The 20,171-nt window shown below is 71.6% G+C and carries 19 protein-coding genes; 5 read left to right on the top strand and 14 right to left on the bottom strand.

The features are described 5' to 3' along the window. Nucleotides 1–34 precede the first annotated feature (34 nt). The 10 genes from ACGFMK_RS00555 to ACGFMK_RS00510 form a co-directional block, all read right to left on the bottom strand. Complete coding sequence (locus ACGFMK_RS00555; RefSeq protein ID WP_392755724.1) at nt 35–2,143, bottom strand: MMPL family transporter; 2,109 nt, start codon at nt 2,141–2,143, stop codon at nt 35–37. Between the two features lie 112 nt (nt 2,144–2,255). Beyond that, nucleotides 2,256–2,504, bottom strand: a complete 249-nt coding sequence (locus tag ACGFMK_RS00550) for a hypothetical protein (protein WP_323323775.1) — start codon at nt 2,502–2,504, stop codon at nt 2,256–2,258. After that, nucleotides 2,501–2,845 (bottom strand): ArsR/SmtB family transcription factor, encoded by a 345-nt coding sequence (locus ACGFMK_RS00545; protein WP_392755721.1) that lies wholly within the window; start codon nt 2,843–2,845, stop codon nt 2,501–2,503. Before ACGFMK_RS00545 ends, ACGFMK_RS00550 begins: the two co-directional genes overlap by 4 nt. A gap of 68 nt (nt 2,846–2,913) precedes the next feature. Further along, complete coding sequence (locus ACGFMK_RS00540; RefSeq protein ID WP_392755720.1) at nt 2,914–3,651, bottom strand: Long-chain-fatty-acid--CoA ligase; 738 nt, start codon at nt 3,649–3,651, stop codon at nt 2,914–2,916. A gap of 54 nt (nt 3,652–3,705) precedes the next feature. Beyond that, on the bottom strand, nt 3,706–4,431 hold the full coding sequence (locus ACGFMK_RS00535; protein WP_392755718.1) for a DUF2786 domain-containing protein: 726 nt from the start codon (nt 4,429–4,431) through the stop codon (nt 3,706–3,708). Between the two features lie 43 nt (nt 4,432–4,474). Continuing rightward, the gene (locus ACGFMK_RS00530; protein ID WP_392755715.1) at nt 4,475–5,140 is read right to left on the bottom strand and encodes a response regulator; all 666 of its coding nucleotides are present in this window, start codon (nt 5,138–5,140) and stop codon (nt 4,475–4,477) included. Beyond that, nucleotides 5,137–6,285: a sensor histidine kinase gene (locus tag ACGFMK_RS00525; protein ID WP_392755712.1), complete on the bottom strand. Its 1,149-nt coding sequence runs from the start codon at nt 6,283–6,285 to the stop codon at nt 5,137–5,139. The genes ACGFMK_RS00530 and ACGFMK_RS00525 overlap by 4 nt, the downstream gene beginning before the upstream one ends. Before the next feature lie 160 nt (nt 6,286–6,445). Then, nucleotides 6,446–7,003 (bottom strand): TetR/AcrR family transcriptional regulator, encoded by a 558-nt coding sequence (locus ACGFMK_RS00520; RefSeq protein ID WP_392755710.1) that lies wholly within the window; start codon nt 7,001–7,003, stop codon nt 6,446–6,448. Then, entirely contained in the window at nt 6,982–7,803 is an 822-nt protein-coding gene (locus tag ACGFMK_RS00515) for an SGNH/GDSL hydrolase family protein (protein WP_392755709.1), read from the bottom strand. Before ACGFMK_RS00515 ends, ACGFMK_RS00520 begins: the two co-directional genes overlap by 22 nt. 116 nt (nt 7,804–7,919) lie before the next feature. Beyond that, complete coding sequence (locus ACGFMK_RS00510; protein WP_392755707.1) at nt 7,920–9,395, bottom strand: GAF domain-containing protein; 1,476 nt, start codon at nt 9,393–9,395, stop codon at nt 7,920–7,922. Nucleotides 9,396–9,508: 113 nt separating this feature from the next. Here ACGFMK_RS00510 and ACGFMK_RS00505 point away from each other — a divergent pair, with 113 nt between their 5' ends. Both ACGFMK_RS00505 and ACGFMK_RS00500 read left to right on the top strand, forming a co-directional pair. Next, a complete protein-coding gene (locus ACGFMK_RS00505; protein WP_392755705.1) occupies nt 9,509–11,032 on the top strand; it encodes an aldehyde dehydrogenase family protein in 1,524 nt (507 codons plus the stop codon). Further along, nucleotides 11,032–11,403 (top strand): DUF779 domain-containing protein, encoded by a 372-nt coding sequence (locus ACGFMK_RS00500; RefSeq protein ID WP_392755703.1) that lies wholly within the window; start codon nt 11,032–11,034, stop codon nt 11,401–11,403. The genes ACGFMK_RS00505 and ACGFMK_RS00500 overlap by 1 nt, the downstream gene beginning before the upstream one ends. Here ACGFMK_RS00500 and ACGFMK_RS00495 read toward each other — a convergent pair. After that, nucleotides 11,372–12,748 carry a M20 family metallopeptidase gene (locus ACGFMK_RS00495; protein ID WP_392755701.1) on the bottom strand — a complete coding sequence of 459 codons (1,377 nt, stop codon included), beginning with the start codon at nt 12,746–12,748 and terminating at the stop codon, nt 11,372–11,374. The two genes, ACGFMK_RS00500 and ACGFMK_RS00495, sit on opposite strands and share 32 nt — an antisense overlap. Before the next feature lie 54 nt (nt 12,749–12,802). On the opposite strand from ACGFMK_RS00495, the gene ACGFMK_RS00490 reads away from it, so the two are divergent. Both ACGFMK_RS00490 and ACGFMK_RS00485 read left to right on the top strand, forming a co-directional pair. Next, on the top strand, nt 12,803–13,486 hold the full coding sequence (locus ACGFMK_RS00490; RefSeq protein ID WP_392755699.1) for an MOSC domain-containing protein: 684 nt from the start codon (nt 12,803–12,805) through the stop codon (nt 13,484–13,486). Then, entirely contained in the window at nt 13,476–14,099 is a 624-nt protein-coding gene (locus ACGFMK_RS00485; protein ID WP_392755697.1) for a TetR/AcrR family transcriptional regulator, read from the top strand. Before ACGFMK_RS00490 ends, ACGFMK_RS00485 begins: the two co-directional genes overlap by 11 nt. Before the next feature lie 31 nt (nt 14,100–14,130). On the opposite strand, the gene ACGFMK_RS00480 is transcribed toward ACGFMK_RS00485, so the two are convergent. Beyond that, on the bottom strand, nt 14,131–15,699 hold the full coding sequence (locus tag ACGFMK_RS00480) for a beta-N-acetylhexosaminidase (RefSeq protein WP_392755695.1): 1,569 nt from the start codon (nt 15,697–15,699) through the stop codon (nt 14,131–14,133). 67 nt (nt 15,700–15,766) lie between these two features. Beyond that, the gene (locus ACGFMK_RS00475) at nt 15,767–17,644 is read right to left on the bottom strand and encodes a propionyl-CoA synthetase (protein ID WP_392755692.1); all 1,878 of its coding nucleotides are present in this window, start codon (nt 17,642–17,644) and stop codon (nt 15,767–15,769) included. Nucleotides 17,645–17,829: 185 nt separating this feature from the next. Between ACGFMK_RS00475 and ACGFMK_RS00470 the strand changes: the two genes are divergently transcribed. Then, nucleotides 17,830–19,587 carry a protein kinase gene (locus ACGFMK_RS00470; RefSeq protein WP_392755689.1) on the top strand — a complete coding sequence of 586 codons (1,758 nt, stop codon included), beginning with the start codon at nt 17,830–17,832 and terminating at the stop codon, nt 19,585–19,587. On the opposite strand, the gene ACGFMK_RS00465 is transcribed toward ACGFMK_RS00470, so the two are convergent. Then, complete coding sequence (locus tag ACGFMK_RS00465) at nt 19,584–20,153, bottom strand: class I SAM-dependent methyltransferase (RefSeq protein ID WP_392755686.1); 570 nt, start codon at nt 20,151–20,153, stop codon at nt 19,584–19,586. The two genes, ACGFMK_RS00470 and ACGFMK_RS00465, sit on opposite strands and share 4 nt — an antisense overlap. Nucleotides 20,154–20,171: the final 18 nt, after the last annotated feature.

Below are 20,171 nucleotides of genomic sequence, written 5' to 3'. Positions count from 1 at the left end.
GATCTCCTCCGTTCACGGTGCCGGAGGTGATCTGTCAGGACAAGTGAAGAGTTCTGGACTGATCTTTAAGAGGTCCTACAGGGTTCCAGAGGCGGTCGCCGAACAGGGACAGGGCCGCGGGCAGCAGGACGCCGCGGACGACCGTCGCGTCGAGCAGGATCGCGAAAGCCATGCCGAGGCCCAGCATCTTGTACTCGATCGCCGCGAGGCTCAGGAAGATGCTGAACACGCCCGTCATGATCAGCGCCGCGCTCGTCACGACGCCGGAGCTGCTCGCGGTGCCTTCGACGATCGCCTCCTGCGGCGGGCTGCCCGCCTGACGGCGTTCGCGGACCCGGCTGAGGATGAAGATGTGGTAGTCCGTGCTCAGCCCGAACAGCAGCACGAACAGGAACATCGGCAACCAGCCGAGCACCCCGCCGTACGGTGTGAAACCCAGTAGCGGCGCGAGAAAGCCGTCCTGGAAGACCAGCGTGAGGACGCCGTAGGCCGCGCCCACCGACAGCAGGTTGAGCAGGATCGACACCGCCGGCACCACCACCGACCGGAACACCAGGAGCAGCAGCACGAACGCGAGCAGCAGGATGAACCCGAAGACGTAGGGCGCCCGGGCGAGAACCTGCGCCGTGAAGTCGTGCGCTTCGGCGGTCCGGCCCGCCACCGCGTAGTGGACGCCGTCGAGCAGCCCGATCGTCTGGGGCAACAGGGTTTCCCGCAACTCCGTGAGCGTGCGGTCGGCGACTTCGTCGTTGCCGGTGCCGCCGAGCGGGACGCGCACGACGAGCGTGTCGCCCACCGGAACCACGATCGCCGGCTTCGGCGTCCGGGCCGTGAGTGCGCCGACCGCCCGGCGAACGGCGGGGGTGTCGGCCGGGCCGCGGTCGCTCCAGACGACGACGTGCGCCGGCATGGTGACACCCGGGAAGGCGGCCTGGACGCGCGCGGCCGCGTCGATCACCGGGACGCTGCGCGGCAGGCTTTCGGTCGGTGCCGGGTCCTGCAGCCGGATCCCGGCCGCGGGCAGGGCGAGCAGGACCAGCAGCCCGGCGGCGATCCCGGTCCACACCGCCGGACGCCGCGTCACCGTCGAAGCGACTCCGGCCCAGAAGCGCGAGCGGGTGCCGCGCTTGCCCAGCCACGGGATCCGGAGACGGTCGACGCGGGTGCCGAGCAGCGAGAGCGTCGCGGGGAGCACGGTCAGCGACGCCAGCACCGCGAGCCCGACCACGAGGATCGTGCTCACGGTCAGGCCGCGGAGGTTGTCGAGCCCGGTGAACCACAGGCCCGTCACGCACAAGGCCACGGTCAGCCCGGACACGGCGATCACGTGCCCGGACGTCCGCGCGGCGATCCGGATCGACTCGCCGACGCCGTGCGCGCGTTCCTCCCGGACCCGGCGCAGGAAGAACAGCGAATAGTCGACGCCGACCGCCATGCCGATCAGCAGGGTCATCGAGGAAGTGGCGCTGTTGACCGGAATCCAGTTGTCCACTGCGGACAGTAACCCGAACGTCGCCAGCACCGTGGTGCCCGCCAGCAGTACCGGGATCGCCGCCGCGACCAGTGAACCGAACACCGCCAGCAGGATCAGCAGGGTGAGCGGGAGCGAGCGCGTCTCGGACCGTCCGATGTCCTCCTTGATGCTCTTGTCGACCGCGCCGGACACACTGAGGTCGCCCGCTTGCGCGAGCCGGGCGTCCGGATGCCGGGCGGCCACCGCGTCGACGGCCGCGGTCGCCGTCGCGAGGTTGGCCCGGATTTCCGGGCCGGCGCCGAGGATCCGGAAGGTGACCAGGCCGGACCGGCCGTCGGCGGAGATCTGGGCCGGATCGTCCAGCGGGCCTCGGATGTCCGCCACCGCACCGGACGCGGACAACGTCGTCATCAGGTCGGCGACGGCCGGGGAATCCCGTGGTACCAGGACGTTCTCCCAGAACGGTTCCCGGGAATCCTGGTGGTCGAGGACTCCTTGACCGGTGCCGGCGGCGCCGGCGGGGCTCGAGCGCGCGTCGGTGCCGGGTGCGAACGTGCCGATGACCCAGGCGAGCGCGACGAGCGCCAGCCAGCCGAAGATCGCCGCGGCGCGGTGGTGTGACGACCAGTGCGCGACGCGTTCGACCACGGGCGTGCCTGCAGGCAGCATGAACTAAGGTCCTTCCGTGAAGGAGTGATCCGACGAGAGCTCGCCTTCGGGCGAGTGGGTGCTTCTTCCTCCTGGGCCGCCGAGTTGCCGCTCGGCGGTCCAGGGCCTCAGGTCAGTCGACCTCCTTGAGCACGTGCTCGATGGACCGCAGGCGGTCCTGGACGTCCCGCAGCTGCCGCTCGGTCTCCTCCTGCGTCCGGACGGCTTTCTCGGCCAGCGACCGGAATTCGGCCTCCCGGGCCAAAGCCGCCTTGGCGCGCCAGGTCGAGGCCAGCTGCACGATCGCGACCGTGAGCACGACGGTGATCAGGACGAAGACCCCGGTCACGCCGATGATCTCCTGCCACTGGTGCCAGTTCATGTCCGTGCCTCCTCGCCGTCCCCGCGGACGGACTCCGGTGTGGTCAGCGTCGGCACGGCGGCCGCGATCGCCGCCGGTGTCAGCACGACGGAGAACGGGGTGAGCTCGTAGAAGCGCAGCGTCTTGCCGTCTTCGCCCACCTCGAAGCTGGCCGTGACCAGGCCCGCGGCCTCGAGCTTGCGCAGGTGCACCTGCAGCAGCGCGCGGCTGATCCGCAGCTCGCGCGCCAGCTCGCTGACGTAGGCGCGTTCGGCCAGCAGGGCCGCGACGATCCGCAGCCGGTGCGGGTTCGCCAGGGTCCCCAGCAGCCTTACGAGCTCGTCACCGGTGGGCTCGGTCACGGCGTCCTCCACATGCAAACAAAAGCTAGCAGGTGGCGGCGCGGCGGGCCATCAGGGTGATCCCTGACCTACATCGGGTGTTCCATCCAGACGTTCGGCTCGACGTAGGTCGCCGTGTCGTAGGCCGTCGTCGCGTACACCGGGGCGATGCCGCCGGGGATGAGGTTCTCGCCTTCCTGCAGCTTGACGCCGGTCCACTCGCGCCAGTCGGCCAGTGAACCCGCCAGCGTCACCGCGAACGGGCAGACCTTGACGACCCGGGCGCCCAGGCGTTCGTGGGTGCGCAGCCAGCGGTCGGCCGGCAGGCCGTCCGGGCGCCGGCGGGCCGCGTACTCGGGCATCGGGACGGCCGGCTCCTGCTCCTTGCCGATCGGGCGGACCGACACGATCAGCTTGCGCAGCCCCGTTTCCGCGGCCCGCGCCTTCAACGCCTTGAGCATCGGCGCGGACAACCCGCTGCCACGCAGGTGGGGCGCGATCACGACTTCCAGAGCGCACAACGCGTTCGGCGCGCGACCGTCCATCACGTCCTGGGCCGCCCACTCGATGGCCTGGTCCCAGCCGTGGTCCGGTAGTTCCGTGCGGTCCGCCGCCGGGAACGCCAGCGGGACCGACAGGGCGCGGGCGATCGGGACGCCGTCGTCGTCCAGCGCGATCAGGAAGTAGCGTGCCCAATGCCGCAGGAACCGCTCGCCGGTGATCATCCGGCCGCTCGCGCCCCGGTAGATGAACTGGCCACCGACGTCACCGAGGTTCAGCGCCGGTTCGAGCAGGTCGGGACGTCCGGCAAGATCCACCACGCGCATGCGCCCAGTCAAGCGGAAACGATCATCGCCGGGATAGCGGCAACCGGGCGACACTCAGCGGACGGGCAGGGCCCTCCGCCGCCGGGTCAACGCCGAGGGGTCGAGGTTCGCCTTCGTGCCGGCGTCGTGGCCGTCGAGGTAGCCGCTGCCGGACAGCCGCCGGGGCGCGGCCGAGCGCAGGTCGCCGTACTCCTCGTCGAACCGGTGCTGGACCAGCGCCGAGCGGTCGCGGACCACCAGCTCCGCCGAGCGCGCGCCGGGCGCGGCCGTGCGGACAGCCTCCTCCTCGGCCAGCGAAAGCCGCTCGTGGACCGCGCGCGCGAAGCCGTGCAGCCACGTGCGCCGGTACGCCGCCAGCGACTCGCCGGGGAAGAAGCCGCCGGGCCGGACGCGGGTCAGCTGGGTGCTCGCCTGCAGCAGGAGGCTGGTGAACAGCAGCTCGACGCGGCCGAGGTCGGACTGGTAGCCGAACACGGTGACGCTCTCGACCTTCTGGCCGACACGGTGCAGCAGGGTCCGGCAGCGCAGCGGGTAGGCGACCGAGGTCAGCAGGCTCGCCTTGTCGCGGCTGTATGGGTCGTTCATCGGGATGGTGAGCGTGCCGATGTCGTCGACGCTCGCGCCGGTCTCCGCGAGCATCGCCTGGTCGATGCCGTACCGGGCGACGAGCTCGGCGGCCTTCTTGTTGTACGCCTCGGCTTCCGCCTCGGTGACCGCCGGGTCCTCGGCCTTGGCCAGGAGCTTGCGGATGCGCTCGAGCTGCGGGTCTGACTCGGACATGGCGAGAGCTTATTCGATCAGGTGTTCGGACGTGCGCACCGGGTCAGCGCGTGTCTCCGCCTGGGCGCACCAGCCCGGTTTCGTAGGCCACCACCACGGCCTGCGCGCGGCTGGAGATGCCGAGCTTGGTCATCAGCCGGTTGAGGTGCGTCTTCACCGTCGCTTCGCTGACGCGCAGCTCTGCCGCGATCCACCCGTTCGTGACGCCGGTGCCGACGAACCGCAGCACCTCGAGCTCGCGTTCGGTCAACGCCGACAGACGCGCGGTGGGCAGTTCCGGCGGGGTCCGGGTGAACGCCTCGACGAGCCGCCGCGTGATCGTCGGGCCGAACAGCATGTCGCCGCGGGCGACGGCGTGGATGCCGGCGACCAGCGTCTCCGTCGGGCTGTCCTTGAGCAGGAATCCCGCCGCGCCCGCGCGCAACGCCGTGTAGACGTACTCGTCGAGGTCGAACACGGTCAGCATGAGCACGCCCGGCCGCGGCGGCACGGCTTCGGCGAGGATCCGCTCGGTCGCCTTGACGCCGTCGAGGCCGGGCAGCCGGATGTCCATCAGGACGACGTCCGGCCGCAGCGCCGCGGCCTTCTCGACGGCCTCGAGACCGTCACGCGCCTCACCCGCCACGTCGATGTCCGGTACCGCGCCGAGCAGCGCGGCGAACCCCGCGCGGACGAGGTCCTGGTCGTCGACCACCAGCACGCTCGTCACTCGGGCTCCTGCGGTTGGGTGGCGGGCCGTGGGTACGGCAGCGTCAGCACGACGGCGAACCCGGCCGGGTCACGGGGACCGATCTCGATCACGCCACCGTACATCCGGGCCCGTTCGCGCATGCCGATCAGGCCGTGCCCGCCCGGGTTGGGCGGCTCGGACGGCCCGCCGCCGGGGTCCGTGACGCCGAGGACCAGGTGCTCGGTGCCGTAGTCCAGCGTCAGCTCGGCCGTGGCGCCGCCGTGTTTCAGCACGTTCGTCAGCGCCTCCTGCGCGACGCGGAACGCGCACAGCTGCTGGCCGGGCGGCAGCGTGCGGGCCTCGCCGGTGACGCGGAGGTCGACCGCGATCCCGGCCTCGCGGACCCGGGCGGCGAGGGTCCCGAGGTCGCCGAGCCCGGGTTGCGGCCGGTACCCCTCGAACGGGTGCTGCGGCGGGCGAAGGACGCTCAGGAGGCGTCGCAGCTCGTCGAGCGCTTCGGTCGTGGTACCGGTGATCGTGTCCAGTGCGGCCCGGGCGGTGTCCGGCGCCGACTCGAAGACGTACCGCGCGAGGTTGGCCTGCACCGAGATCACCGAAAGGTGGTGCGAGACGACGTCGTGCAGCTCGTGCGCGATCCGGACGCGCTCCTCCGCGACGGCCAGCTCCGTGTCGCGCTCGGCGTTGCGGATCCGGTGGCTGCGGACGTAGGCGGTGCGCCCGAGCGCCGCGACGCCGACCGCGAGCAGCAGCGAGAGCAGCGTGTCGCCGACCGGGGAAACCGGGCTGCCGAACAACATCGACGTCTCGTACGCGATCAGGCCGAGCACGGTGACGGCGAGCGCGTCGCGGAAGCGGCGGTGCGCCCAGACCGTGTAGGCGGCGATGATCACGCTGAGCTGCCCGAGCTGCGAGCGGAAGCCGAGCGCGTAGAAGACGCCCATCAGGGCCACGCAGGCGATCAGGGCCGGGATCGGGAACCGGCGGCGCAGCGCGAGCGGCAGCGCGCTGACGGCGGCGAGGACGAGCCCGAGCGGACGCGCGTGGGCCCCGAAGGGGTCGCCCAGCTCGGTGGCGCCGGCGAGCTGGTAGGTCGCGACGAGCACCGCGAGCACGGCGTCGACCAGCCGTGGCCGCGCCCGGAGTACTCCCAGCAGGGCCGTCACGAGGGAAAAGTCACCGGTGTACCGCCAAGGTTTACCCCGGCTACGTCGCCGGTTGCTTCCGCCGCGTGGTCGCCCGCCACTAGCGTCGGGCGCTGACTCGGCGGAGAGGGTGCCCCACCGGGGCCGGGGGAGGTCTCCGGAGCCCCCTCTCCGCCGGGCGTCACCCGAGGTACGCGTCGAGCGTGACGGCCAGCGCCGATTCGGGCGACGGCGCGAAGCTCGCGCCGGCCAGCCCGCCCCAGAGCCACAGCTGCGCGAGGCCGTGCAACGCGGCCCAGAGCGACGCGGCGACCAGCCGCAGGTCGGCACCGGACCGCGCGAGCGGCGTCGGCACCGCCGCCACCAGCACGGCGAAGGTGTCGAACACCGCGCTCGCCGCCGCCGAGAGCGCCTGGTCGGTCGCGTCGACCAGGTCGCGGCGGAACATCAGCTCGAACATCGCCGGGTTCGTCAGCGCGAAGTCGACGTAGCTGTGGCAGGCGGCGGTCAGCCGTTCGCGCGGCGACGTCTCAGGCAGCTTGTCGCCGCGGGCGAGCAGCTCGGCGTACCCGCGGGTGGCCACGGCGGAGAGCAGCTCGGCGCGGCCGGAGAAGTGGCGCAGCGGCGCGCCGTGGGACACGCCCGCCGCCTTCGCGATCCCGCGCAGCGTCACGGCGTCGACGCCTTCGCCGGCCAGCAGCTCGGACGCGGTGTCGATCAGGCGTTGCCGGGTGCCCATGCCTCGTCCAGGGTCGTGTCTCGGGTCAGCTCCCGGGTCATCGGGAGCAGGTCGGGGCGCTTCGGGAAGAAGCCGTCGCCGGGCTGGCGGCCGACCAGCCGGTTGCGCGTGCGCGAGACGGCGACCGGCAGCACCTCGCGCACCACCCAGCTCAGGTCCGCGCGCCAGCCGCCGCCGGACGGCGTGCCGGGCAGCGGCGCGAGCCAGCCGGGGTCGTGGTCGACGCCGAGCAGGCCGAGGACGTAGGCGGCGAGCCGGTGGTGCCCGTGCGTGGACAGGTGCAGCCGGTCGGCGCCGAAGTAGCGCGAGTCGGTGACGGCCTGGTCCGGCCACAGGTCGACCAGCTGCGCGCCGTAGCTGACGGCGGCTTCGCGGATCGCCTCGTTGAGCGCGACGATCCGCGGCCGCATCCGCGCGCCGAGCGGCATCCGGTTCGAGATGTCGCTGAGGGTGAAGGTGACGACGGTGGGCGAGATCTCGGTGCAGGCGCGGATGGCGGCGTCGACCCGCCGGGCGACGGTCCGCGCGTCCCAGCCCCGGCTCATGACGTCGTTGCCGCCGCCGAAGAGCGCGATCAGGTCGGGTTCGAGCCTGGCCGCGGCGGGAACCTGCTCGGGCACGATCTGGTCGAGCCGCCGCCCGCGGACGGCGAGGTTCGCGTACCGGAAGCGCGGATCCTCTTCGGCCAGGCGCGCGGCGACGAAGTCCGCCCAGCCGCGGTACTGGTGCCGGCCGGGGTACGGGTCGTCGAGACCCTCGGCGCAGCTGTCGCCGAGGACGACGAAACGGTGGTAGCTCATTCCCGATCTCCGTAACCCGTGGTTCACCTTGTGGACACTGTCTATCAAACTCCCGTAGACGCTGTCTACATGGGGCGCGTGGGCTGACGGGTGGGACGGGTGTCCTGGGAGCTGGGTCAGGCGAGCCGGGCGCGGTGGGCGGAGACCGCCGCGCGGCGCGGGTCAGAGGCCGGGAGCAGCTGCAGCAGCGTGTCCAGGACCTCGAAGTCGTCGGCGCCGCAGGCCGTCTCCCAGAAGGACCACAGGACCGCCGGGTCGGTGCTGTTCAGGGCCACCTGGCGGACCTGGGCCGTGAGCGTCTCGCGCTCCTCGCGGATCGCCGGGGCCTCGGACTCCGGCAGCAGCGGGCCGCGGAACGCCCGCAGGACGTCGGACGGGGAACCGGTGCGCAGCGCCGACCGGGCCCGGACGAAGTCCGCGTCCACCTCGGCCGCCAGACGGTACGGGCGGGTCTGCACCACCGACGCGCCCAGCTGGGAGCGCAGGCGGTGGATCTCCGCGCGGACCGTCACCGGGTTGCCCGTCTCGCCGTAGAGCTGGAGGGCCAGGCGCTCCGCCGAGAGGCCGTTCGGGTGCAACGCCAGCAGCGTGAGGATCTCCGCGTGGCGCAAGGTGAACGGCACGTCACGACCGTCCACTGTGGTCGAACCGGCGCCGTCGGCCAGGTACTCGAGGCGCAGCCGGGGGCGGTGGTCGCCGGTGCCGCCCGACCGCAGCCGGAGGAGGTAGCCCTCGGCCAGCGGCTCCACCGTCGCGAGGCGGCCGTCGGGGAGGGCGACGGTGCCGCCGCCGCGCCGGACGTCCACTGTGGACGGCAGCAGGCACGCCTGGGCCGCCAGTACCCGCCCACCCGCCGAAAGCAGGCCGCCGGGGCGGCCGCGCAGGGCCTCCAGGTGGGGCATGTTGACCCGCCGCAGCCGTTCGTCGCGGACCGCGAGCTGGGCGCGCAGCTGTCCTTCGGCGAGCTGTGCCGTGGCCGTGACCAGGGACAACATCGCCGGGTGGACCGTGCGCAGCGGGCCGCTGACGTCGATCGAGCCGAGCAGCACGCCGGTCTCGGGGTCGCGCACGGGCGCCGCCGCGCACGTCCACGTGTGGTAGCGCCGGACCAGGTGCTCGGCCGAGTAGATCTGCACCGGCTCGCCGGTCGCGAGGGTGGTGCCCATGGCGTTCGTGCCGATCGCCGACTCGCTCCACCGGGTGCCTTCGGAGAGGCCGACGTGGTCGGCGCGCACCAGCTGGTTCGCGGCGCCCTCGCGCCACAGGATCAGGCCTTCGGCGTCGGTCACGATCATCACGTGCTCGGCGTCGTCGGCGATGCTCACCAGCATCTGCCGCAGCACCGGCAGCACGGGCGCGAGCGGGTGCGCCTCCCGCAACGCCGTCAGCACGTCGACGTCGTAGACGAACGGGGCCTCGCCCTCGTCCGGGTCGACGTGCGCGGCCAGCGACCGGTCCCAGGACGCCGAGACCACGGAGCGTGGCGGACGCGGCCCCGGAACCCCGGACAGCACCGCCGCGCGGACGTGTTCGAGCAGCCGCGCGTACGACTCCGGATCGCGCAGCATCTCGGGCTCGGGCGCCTCTGCCACGTTCTTCAGAGTAGAGACCCAGCTCACAGCGCTGCAACGTCCGTGCAACGTTGCCCGGCCTACGTTCGGCGAGCCCGAGAAGAGCCGTCACTCCGAGCAATGAGGCAGGGAAGATGGTCCAGTACGCCGCACCGAACACCGAAGGCAGCGTCGTCAGCTACGAATCGCGCTACGACCACTACATCGGCGGCGAATACGTGCCGCCCGCCGGCGGCCAGTACTTCGAGAACCCGACTCCCGTCACCGGGAAGACCTTCTGCGAGATCGCCCGCGGCACCGCCCCGGACGTCGAGAAGGCCCTCGACGCGGCCTGGGGCGCGGCCCCCGCGTGGGGCAAGACCTCGGTCGAGGAACGCGCCGGGATCCTGCTCAAGATCGCCGACCGGATGGAGCAGAACCTCGAGAAGATCGCGGTCGCCGAGGCGTGGGAGAACGGCAAGGCCGTCCGCGAGACGCTCGCCGCCGACATCCCGCTGGCCATCGACCACTTCCGCTACTTCGCCGGCGCGCTGCGCGCCCAGGAGGGCGGCATCTCGCAGATCGACGAAAACACCGTCGCCTACCACTTCCACGAGCCGCTCGGCGTGGTCGCGCAGATCATCCCGTGGAACTTCCCGATCCTGATGGCGGTCTGGAAGCTCGCCCCGGCGCTGGCCGCGGGCAACGCGATCGTGCTCAAGCCGGCCGAGCAGACCCCGGCGTCGATCCACGTGCTGATGTCGATCATCGGCGATCTGATCCCGCCGGGCGTGCTGAACATCGTCAACGGCTTCGGCGTCGAGGCCGGCAAGCCGCTGGCCTCCAGCAACCGCGTGCGCAAGGTGGCCTTCACCGGCGAGACGACGACCGGGCGCCTGATCCTGCAGTACGCCAGCGAGAACATCATCCCGGTGACCGTCGAGCTGGGCGGCAAGAGCCCGAACATCTTCTTCGACGACGTCGCCGCGCAGAACGACGCCTTCTACGACAAGGCGCAGGAGGGCTTCACGCTCTTCGCGCTGAACCAGGGTGAGGTCTGCACCTGCCCGTCGCGGGCGCTGGTCCAGAGCGGCATCTACGACAGGTTCATGGGTGACGCCGTCGAGCGCGTCCGCAAGATCAAGCAGGGCCACCCGCTCGATACGGACACGATGATCGGCGCGCAGGCGTCCAACGACCAGCTCGAGAAGATCCTGTCCTACATCGACATCGGCAAGCAGGAAGGCGCCGAGATCCTGGTCGGCGGCGGCCGCAGCGATCTCGGCGGCGACCTGTCCGGCGGTTACTACGTCGAGCCGACCGTGTTCGCGGGCGACAACAAGATGCGGATCTTCCAGGAGGAGATCTTCGGCCCGGTCGTGTCGGTGACGAAGTTCGCCGACTACGACGACGCCATGAAGATCGCCAACGACACGCTCTACGGCCTTGGCGCCGGTGTCTGGTCCCGCGACGGCAACACCGCCTACCGGGCCGGCCGCGACATCCAGGCGGGTCGGGTGTGGGTGAACAACTACCACGCCTACCCGGCCCACGCGGCCTTCGGCGGTTACAAGGCGTCCGGCATCGGGCGGGAGAACCACAAGATGATGCTGGACCACTACCAGCAGACGAAGAACATGCTGGTCTCCTACTCCGACCAGGCGCTCGGGTTCTTCTGATGGACGTCCGGCGGGTGGACCTTACCGAGGAATCGGCCGACCTGCTGCGCAAGCTGGTCGCCGTCCACGGTCAGGTGATGTTCCACCAGTCCGGCGGCTGCTGCGACGGGAGCGCGCCGATGTGCTACCCGGTGGGCGAGTTCAAGACCGGCCAGTCCGACGTGCACCTTGGTGATCTGGTCGTCGACGGCATCGACGACGTGCCGGTGTGGATGTCCGGGCCGCAGTTCGAGTACTGGAAGCACACCCACCTGACGATCGACGTCGTCCCGGGACGCGGGAGCGGGTTTTCCCTGGAGGCGCCCGAAGGCGTGCGCTTCCTGATCCGCTCCCGCCTGCTCACCGACGAGGAGGTAGCGGCGCTCGGCTGAACGCCGCGAACAACGCCGTGGCGAGCACCAGCCCCTCCCGGGCGACCGGGGCGAGCAGGTGCTCGTCCGGCGCGTGCTGCAGGCACCCCGGGTAGGAGTGCGGCAGCCACAGCGTCGCCAGGCCGAGGACGTCGGTGAAGACGTGGTTGGGCAGGCCGCCGCCGAAGTTCGGCAGGACCGCGACGGGCGTCGCGGCGGCCTCGTCCAGCGCGGCCTTCGCCCAGGCGACCCACGGGTCGTCGACCGGGGTGCGGCTGGCGCGGAAGTCGCCGCCGACGCTCACCTCGACCATCGGAAAGCCTTGCGCCGCAAGGTGTTCTGTGACGGCGTCAGGGATCCTCTCGACGTCCGTCCCGGCGACGTACCGCAGCTGCAGGACCGCGCGGGCGCGGCCGGGGATCGCGTTGACCGGCCGGTCGACGTTGCCCGCGTCGAGCGCGAGGACCTCCAGGGTGTTCCAGCCGTAGAGCCGTTCCGCGGCGGTCAGCCCCGGCGCGCCCCAGCCCTCGTCCGGCACCGGGTCGCCGGGCGTGTTCGCGACCTTGAGACCGTCCAGCGCCGTGCGGACGCTGTCCGGCAGTTCCGGCGGCAGCAGCTCGGGCACCTGGACGCGGCCGTGGCCGTCGACCAGGCTCGCGATCGCCCCGGCGAGCGTGGTGGCCGGGTTGCGCAGGATCCCGCCCCAGTTCCCGGAGTGGTAGGCGTCCGGGCGCAGGTCGACGTCGAGGGCGAACCGGACGGCACCGCGCGCGCCGAGGAAGAGCGTCGGTGTGGCGGCGTCCAGGCGCGGGCCGTCGGAGGCGATGAGCACGTCGGCTTCGAGCAGGTCCCGTTGCTGCTCGGCGAATTCCGTGAGGCCGGGTGAGCCGATCTCCTCGCCGGTCTCGAAGAGGAACTTGAGGTTGAAGCCGAGCTTTCCCTGGCCGGCCAGCAGGAGCCGCAACGCCGTCAGGTTGATCAGGTGCTGGCCCTTGTTGTCGGCGGTGCCGCGGCCGTACCAGCGGTCGCCTTCGGCGGTCAGCGTCCACGGGCCGCGGCCTTCACCCCACACACCGGCCTCTCCTACTACATCGGCGTGGCCGTAGCAGAGGAGCGTCGGCAGGCCGGGGTCCTCGGTGCGGACGCCGACCAGGAACGGGCCGCCGGCCGGGTCCGGGTTGGCGTGCTGGGAGACGTCGCAGCCCAGGGCGGTGAGTGCGGGCGTGAGGACGTCGTCGAGGTAGGCCTGGATCGCGGCGCGGCCTTCGGGGGCGTCGCTCACGGTGGGGTAGGCGACGAGCCGGGCGAGCTCGGTGAAGAAGGCGCCGGAGTCGACGTGGGCGCGGGCCTGGTCGAGCAGTTCCATGACCGCCAGCCTAGAGGGGGAAAACAATACGAACGATCGTGCTATCTTCGAGGCATGAACGTCGACAGCGTTTACGTGGGGGAACCGAGCGTCCTGGGGTACCGACGCGAGCTGCCGGTGCTGAGCGGGATCACCAAGGCGCGGGTCACGGCGCCGGAGCTGAAGCTCACCGACCTGAACCTCGACGGCGACCGGCAGGCCGACCTCACCGTGCACGGCGGCCCCGACAAGGCGGTCTACGTCTACCCGGCCGAGCACTACGCGGCCTGGCGCGAGGACGGCTTCGAGGTGTCGACGGCCGACTTCGGCGAGAACGTCTCCCTGTCCGGGCTCACCGAGGACGACGTGCGGATCGGGGACGTCTGGGCCTGGGGTGACGCGCTCGTGCAGGTCTCCCAGCCGCGGTCGCCGTGCTTCAAGCTCGCGATGAAGACCGGGCGCAAGGACATCACCCCGGCGATGATCGACTCGGGGCGCTCCGGCTGGTACCTGCGCGTGCTGCGGCCGGGCACCGTGCCGACGTCGGGCGCGGTCGAGCTGGTCGAGCGCGCGGACGCGCCGACGGTCGCCGAGGTGTACGTCATCTCGTTCGCGAACTACGGGCAGCTGCCGCCGGAGCACGTCGGCGCCGCGCTGGACTTCGCTGACCGAGTGCTGGCGACGCCCGCGCTGGCCGGGCAGTGGAGCGCCGGGATCCAGTCCACTGTGGACCGCTGGCGGGCGCGCCGTGCCGGTTGACGGGCGGCTGGCCCGCGGTGACGCGACCCGCCACCTGGTGCTCCGGCGGGCGGTGGACGTCGCGTCGGTCGACGGCCTGGACGGGCTGTCCCTCGGGCGGCTGGCCGGCGAGCTGGAGCTGAGCAAGAGCGGCGTGTTCGCGCTGTTCGGCTCCAAGGAGGACCTGCAGCTCGCGACGGTCGAAGCGGCGTTCGAGATCTTCCGCTCGCACGTCGTGACGCCGTCTCTCGACGTCGCGCCGGGGCTCCCGCGGCTGCGGGCGATCTGCGAGAACTGGCTGGACTACTCGGAGAAGCGCGTCTTCCCGGGCGGTTGCTTCTTCTTCAACGTCGGCGCGGAGTTCGACGCGCGCCCGGGCCGGGTCCACGACGCGGTGGCCGCGGCGAGCGGCTCGTTCGCGGACTTCATCCGCTCGACGGCGCTCGAGGCTGTGGCCCTGGGCCACGTCGACACGGACCCCGAAGTCCTGGCTTTCGAACTGCACGCCCTGGGCCGCGCGGCGAACGCGGATTCCGTCCTCACCGGCACCACCACCCCCTACGCCGTGGCCCGCCGCGCGATCCGCGCCCACCTGGGGCCGAAAAGTCGTGAATGTCGCATTGAGGGACTCTAAGTCCCTCAATGCGACATTCACGGACTTGGGGCTACTTCCAGTCGACCTGGGGGCTGCGGTAGAAGTTGATGCCCTGCAGGACCCAGCGGGGGGACTGTTTTGCCAGGCGGAGGCGGTAGGCGTCCCAGTTGTGCGTGGCCTTCGGGGACCAGCCGATCTCCGCGATGCCCGGCAGGCGCGGGAACGCCATGTACTCGATGTCGTCGCTCGTGCGGATGGTCTCCGTCCACAGTGGAGCTTCGACGCCCGCGACCTGGCTTTCGCCGACGCCGTTCACCAGCGAGGCCGGGTCCCAGTTGTAGCCGTCGCGCACCTCGACCAGCGCCGCCCAGTCCTGGCCCAGCGGGGTCGACTCGTCGTACTTCATGTCCAGGTAGGCGTAGTTCGCCGGTGACATCAGGATCTTGTTGCCCCGGGCCGCCGCGGCCGCGACGGACGCGTCCTCGCCGCCGAAGTCCCAGTACTGCGGGATGGCCGAAACCGGCGGCGACGCCTTGGCGATCTCGTGCCAGCCGGTGATCTTCTTGCCGTACTTCGCGACGATCGGCGCCACCTTCTGCTCGAAGGTGATGTAGTCCGCCGGCGGCGTCGCGTGGGCCTCGTCGCCGCCGATGTGGAGGTACTGGCCCGGGGTGATGGCCGACAGCTCGCGCACGACGTCGTCGACGAACTTGTACGTGATCGGCGACGAGATGCACAGCGAGCTGTAGCCGACTTCGGTGTCGGTGCGCACCGGGACGGCCTTGCCGTCGCAGTTCAACTCCGCGTAGGTCGACTGCGCCGCGTTCGTGTGGCCCGGCATGTCGATCTCCGGGATCACCGTGATGTGCCGCGAAGCGGCGTACGCGACGATGTCCTGGTACTGCTTCTGGGTGTAGTAGCCGCCCGGGTCGCCGTCGACCGCCGTCTTGCCGCCGATCGTCGCCAGCTTGGGCCAGCTCTTGATCTCGATGCGCCAGCCCTGGTCGTCGGCCAGGTGCAGGTGCAGCGTGTTGAGCTTGTACTGGGCGATCTGGTCGATGTACAGCTTGACCTGGTCCGGCTGGAAGAAGTGCCGCGCGACGTCGAGCATCGCGCCGCGCTCGCCGAAGCGCGGGTAGTCGAGGATCGTGCCGCCCGCGACGGTCCACGTCCGGTGCTGCACGCGCTTCGCCTCGATCGCCGACGGCAGCAGCTGCCGCAGCGACTGGACGCCCTCGAAGAGACCGTCCGCGGTGTTGGCGCTGAGCTCGACGCCGTCGCGCGCGACCTTCAGCTGGTAACCCTCGGTGCCGATCCGGGCGTCGTGACCGAGTTCGAGCGAGATCGCGGGCAGGCCCCAGGCGCGCGGCACGACCGGCAGCGGGTAGCCGGTGGCCGGGCGCAGCAGGCCGCGCAGGTAGTCCGCGACCTGGCCGGCGCCGCGGCCGGCGCTGATCACGGTGAACGGCGTGAGCCGGAAGTCCGACCGAGGATCGGCCTTCGCCGACACCGGCGCGGGAACGACGTCGGTCACGCTCCGTTCAGGGGCCGCTGGAGCGGCTTCGGCGGTGGCGGCGGGCAGGCCGACTGCCGTCAGACTCACGACAGCCGCGGTCACGACGGCTCTGGACAAGCGCATCAGGGCACCTCCGGTCGGGGACTCCCTCACAAAGGTACAGACCAGCCGGTGTATTTGGAACGGTACTTTACGAAGTGCGCAGCGCGGCCCGGAGCGCGTCCAGCACGGCGGGGTCCTCGATGGTCGACGGCACGGCCTCGTCGCGGCCGTCGGCGATCGCGCGCATGGTCTTGCGCAGGATCTTCCCGGACCGCGTCTTCGGCAGTGCGTCCACAATGGACACGTCGCGGAACGCCGCGACCGGCCCGATGTCCCGCCGCACCAGCGCCACCAGTTCGTCGCGCAGCTGGTCCTCCGGCGTGTCGACGCCCGCCTTCAGCACGACGAACCCACGCGGCAGCTGCCCCTTGAGCTGGTCGGCGACGCCGATCACGGCGCACTCCGCGACCGCCTGGTGCGAGGCCAGCACCGCCTCCATCGAACCCGTCGAAAGCCGGTGCCCGGCGACGTTGATGACGTCGTCGGTGCGGCCCATGACGAACAGGTAGCCGTCTTCGTCGAGGTACCCGGAGTCGCCGGTCAGGTAGTAGCCGTCGTAGCGGGAGAGGTAGGCCTCGCGGTAGCGCTCGTCGTCGCCCCAGAGCGTGGGCAACGAGCCCGGCGGCAGCGGCAGCTTGATCGTGATGGCGCCTTCGCGGCCGGCGGGCAGCTCGTCGCCGGCCTGGTCGAGGATCCGCACGTCCCAGCCGGGCACGGGCTTGGTCGCCGAGCCGGGCTTGACGTCCATCGGCTCCAGGCCGCGGAGGTTGGCCGCGATCGGCCAGCCCGTCTCGGTCTGCCACCAGTGGTCGATCACCGGCGTGCCCAGCTTTTCGTGCGCCCAGTGGTAGGTCTCCGGGTCGAGCCGCTCGCCGGCCATGAACAGCGTCCGGAACTGCTTGAGGTCGTACTTCTCCAGCTCCTTGGCGTCCGGGTCGACCTTCTTGATGGCCCGCAGCGCGGTCGGCGCGGTGAACAGCGCCTGGACGCCGTGCTCGGCGATGACCCGCCAGAACGCGCCCGCGTCCGGCGTCCCGACCGGCTTGCCCTCGTAGAGCACGGTCGTCGCGCCCGCCAGCAGTGGCGCGTAGACGATGTAGGAGTGCCCGACGACCCAGCCGACGTCGGAGGCCGTCCACCAGACGTCGCCGGCGTGGACGTCGTAGATCGCGTTCATCGACCAGGCCAGCGCCACCGCGTGCCCGCCGGTGTCGCGGACGACGCCCTTCGGCTTCCCCGTCGTCCCGGACGTGTAGAGGATGTAAAGCGGATCGGTCGCCTTCACCGGTACCGGATCGGCCGGCGACGCGTTCGCCGCCAGTTCCCGCCAGTCGACGTCCCGCGCGGACAGCTCGGCCGGCGCCTGGTCGCGCTGCAGCACGACGACGTGGTCCGGCTGGTGTTCGGTCAGCTCGAGGGCGGCGTCGATGATCGGCTTGTACTCGACGACGCGCGTCGGCTCGATCCCGCAGGACGCGGCCAGGACGACCTTCGGCTTCGCGTCCTCGATCCGGGCCGCCAGCTCCTTCGGCGCGAACCCGCCGAAGACCACGGAGTGCACCGCGCCGATCCGCGCGCAGGCCAGCATGGCGATCACCGCCTCCGGCACCATCGGCAGGTAGACGATCACCCGGTCACCGCGCGTCACCCCGAGGGAACCCAGCGCACCGGCGAACCGCGCGACCTCGTCGCGGAGCTGCTCGTAGGTGTAGGTGCGTTGCTGTCCGGTCACGGGGGAGTCCCAGATGAGCGCGTCCTGGCCGCCGCGGCCGTCCTCGACGTGGCGGTCCAGCGCGTTGTAGGACGTGTTCAGCTCGGCGTCCGGGAACCAGCGGTAGAAGGGCGGGTGGGAGTCGTCCAGGGCCTGTTCCGGGGGCTTCGTCCAGCTGATCGTCCTGGCCGCTTCCAGCCAGAACGCCGCCGGCTCGGCCAGGCTTCGCCGGTAGGCCTCGGAGTACGCGCCCATTGCCGCTCCTTCGCGTCGAACGTCCCGCCTGCCCCCATCATGACCCGGGGACGGCGGGCACGCCGGATTCGAGCGCCGGAAAGACCCGGCAACCCAACGGTGGCCGGGAGCGTCCTAAGCTGGACCGCGGGGAAATGCCCGCGTGACGGTAAGAAGTGAACACGGACAGTGAGGGGAGCCCGGCGGTGAACGGACTCGCGAGCGCGTTGCTCTCGCTGGCCCATTCCTTGTTCGGCCCGGGCTTCTGCCCCGGCGACTGGGTATGGGCGACGAGTGCGGCCGGCGCGCTCGTGGCGCTGCTTCCGCCGATCGGGGCGCTGGTCGTCTCGATCATCCGGAAGGGCACCGGCAACCGGTACGACCTGACGACCCTGTCGGTGTTCGGCGCGATCGGCCTGATCAGCACGCTCGTGCTGCCGTGGCTGCTGTCGAACGGCGTGTCGGGCGTCTACCGCATGGTGTTCGCCGGGGAGAAGTCCGGGCTGTCCGCGACCGAGGTCTCGACGCTGAAGGGGCCCGGTGGCTGCTGGGTCGACTCCCAGGTGAACTACCTGGGCGGCCGCCAGACCGTCTTCGACGTGCTTTCCTCGCAGAGCACCGGCGCCGACGACCTCCCGTTCTTCGTGTACCTGGTGGCTTTCGTCGTGCTGCCGGCCGGGTCGCTGCTGTTCGTGATGCTGCAGGGGCGCACGGCCTTCCGCCGCGGTCCGAAGTGGCCGTCCCGGTTCTTCTGGATCCCGTTCGTCGCGATGGTGCTGTTCAGCGTCGGCATGGAGGCGAACACCGCGCTGCACTTCTGGCTCGGGTTCCTGCCGTTCAGCGTGCTGGGCCTGATCCCGGTCGCGATGGTCGGGCCGCCGCCGTGGTCGGTGATCAACCGGCCGGACGTGCCGCCGCGGCGCGACCAGGAGCCCTACCGCCCGCCGCAGCAGCCGCCGTCGCAGGTCCAGCCGCGGCCCACCCCGCCGCCTCCGCCGCCGCCCCCGATCAACAAGCCGTACCCGAAGACGGCGCTGGCGTCCGCGCCCGAGCCGCCGCCGATGGCGGGTGCGCTGGCCGCGGCGCCGGGCCCGATCCCGCCCCCGCCCGGCTCGCGCAACGCCGGCGGCAGCCGCTACCGGCGCGTCAAGCAGCTCGGCGCCGGTGGTTTCGGCACGGTCTGGCAGGCCGTCGACACCCAGCTCAACCGCACGGTCGCGCTGAAGATCGCGCACGCGCCGGACCGCGACACCGCCGAGCGCATGCAGCGCGAGGCCCGCGCGCTGGCCGTGGTCAGCCACCCGAACTGCGTCAAGGTGTACGACCTGGCCGAGGAGCCGGACGGGCTCGCGCTGGTCATGGAGTACCTCGAGGGCCGTCCGCTGGCCGAGCTGGTCGACGGCCAGGGTCCGCTCGACGACATCGCGGCCGGCCGCCTCTGGGCGACGATGGCGGGCGCGCTCGCCGCGGCGCACGAGAAGGGCGTCCTGCACCGCGACATCAAGCCGTCGAACGTCATCCTCGACCCGAGCGGCCTGGCCCACCTGATCGACTTCGGCATCGCCCGCAGCCAGGGCGATTCGAAGATGACGGCGACCGGCATGATGATCGGCACGCCCGACTTCGTGGCCCCGGAGCAGGCGATGGGCGCGACGGCGTCGCCGGCGTCGGACGCCTGGCAGCTGGCGGCGACGATCAGCTACGCGCTGTCCGGCCAGCCGCCCCGGGGCACCCGCGAGACCCCGATGGCGGCGCTGATGGCGGCCGCGCGGGCCGAACCGGTGACCCGGCTGCCTCAGCGCAGCGCGCACGCGCGGCTGCTGGCGGCGTCCCTGGACCCGGAGCCGCGCCGCCGCCCGACGCTGAACGCCGTGCGGCGTGAGGTGGAGGGCTGGCTGTCGCGCGCGGGCAAGTCCGCGGACGGCCCGGTGACCCGGGTGGTGCCCCGCCAGCACCACCGCTAGCCCGGCTTCACGGCCGAGAAGATCACCAGCTGCTTCGGCTCCAGCCGGACGTCCACCTGCTCGAAGCCCGCCTTCGCCAGCCGGGCCGGGAACGTGCTCGCGTCGACGACGTTCATCGTGTCGCCGAGGTGCAGCAGGCGGAAGCGCAGGTTGAGCTGGCCGTCGCTGCCGCAGTACGTGCCGCCCGGGCGCAGGACCCGTGCGGCTTCGGCGAAGATCGCGTCCTGGAGGCCGGCGGTCGGCACGTGGTGCAGCATCGTGAAGCAGACGACCGCGGAGAACCGGCCGGACTCGAACGGCATCTCCGCGCCGCTGCCCTCGACGACGTCCGCGCGGTCGCCGTACTTGGCGCGCAGCAGCTCGGTCGACGCGGGGTCGATCTCCAGGACCGTCAGCTTCGGCACCGCGTCGAGCAGCACCTTCGTGGTGGCGCCGAACCCGGGCCCGATCTCGAGGACGTCGTCACCCAGTTCCCGTTCTGCGAGCCACGGCGTCAGGCGCTCCTCGACGGTGGCCGCCCACTTCTCCGAGCTGCAGATCTTGCGGTGGATCAGGTTCATCGGCATGGCTTCGACGTTAGGGAG

The sequence above is a fragment of the Amycolatopsis sp. NPDC049252 genome, from assembly GCF_043197175.1.
In the GTDB taxonomy this organism is placed as follows: Bacteria; Actinomycetota; Actinomycetes; order Mycobacteriales; family Pseudonocardiaceae; genus Amycolatopsis.
The sequence above is the reverse complement of the archived record's forward strand: the minus strand, read 5'-3'. Positions and strand labels throughout refer to the sequence as shown.

What these genes read in the sequence shown, in the direction of transcription:
- ACGFMK_RS00555 (WP_392755724.1), bottom strand. Translation starts at nt 2,143, where the DNA reads ATGCTGCCTGCAGGCACGCCCGTGGTCGAACGCGTCGCGCACTGGTCG.
- ACGFMK_RS00550 (WP_323323775.1), bottom strand. Translation starts at nt 2,504, where the DNA reads ATGAACTGGCACCAGTGGCAGGAGATCATCGGCGTGACCGGGGTCTTC.
- ACGFMK_RS00540 (WP_392755720.1), bottom strand. Translation starts at nt 3,651, where the DNA reads ATGCGCGTGGTGGATCTTGCCGGACGTCCCGACCTGCTCGAACCGGCG.
- ACGFMK_RS00535 (WP_392755718.1), bottom strand. Translation starts at nt 4,431, where the DNA reads ATGTCCGAGTCAGACCCGCAGCTCGAGCGCATCCGCAAGCTCCTGGCC.
- ACGFMK_RS00520 (WP_392755710.1), bottom strand. Translation starts at nt 7,003, where the DNA reads ATGGGCACCCGGCAACGCCTGATCGACACCGCGTCCGAGCTGCTGGCC.
- ACGFMK_RS00515 (WP_392755709.1), bottom strand. Translation starts at nt 7,803, where the DNA reads ATGAGCTACCACCGTTTCGTCGTCCTCGGCGACAGCTGCGCCGAGGGT.
- ACGFMK_RS00505 (WP_392755705.1), top strand. Translation starts at nt 9,509, where the DNA reads ATGGTCCAGTACGCCGCACCGAACACCGAAGGCAGCGTCGTCAGCTAC.
- ACGFMK_RS00500 (WP_392755703.1), top strand. Translation starts at nt 11,032, where the DNA reads ATGGACGTCCGGCGGGTGGACCTTACCGAGGAATCGGCCGACCTGCTG.
- ACGFMK_RS00495 (WP_392755701.1), bottom strand. Translation starts at nt 12,748, where the DNA reads ATGGAACTGCTCGACCAGGCCCGCGCCCACGTCGACTCCGGCGCCTTC.
- ACGFMK_RS00490 (WP_392755699.1), top strand. Translation starts at nt 12,803, where the DNA reads ATGAACGTCGACAGCGTTTACGTGGGGGAACCGAGCGTCCTGGGGTAC.
- ACGFMK_RS00480 (WP_392755695.1), bottom strand. Translation starts at nt 15,699, where the DNA reads ATGCGCTTGTCCAGAGCCGTCGTGACCGCGGCTGTCGTGAGTCTGACG.
- ACGFMK_RS00475 (WP_392755692.1), bottom strand. Translation starts at nt 17,644, where the DNA reads ATGGGCGCGTACTCCGAGGCCTACCGGCGAAGCCTGGCCGAGCCGGCG.
- ACGFMK_RS00465 (WP_392755686.1), bottom strand. Translation starts at nt 20,153, where the DNA reads ATGCCGATGAACCTGATCCACCGCAAGATCTGCAGCTCGGAGAAGTGG.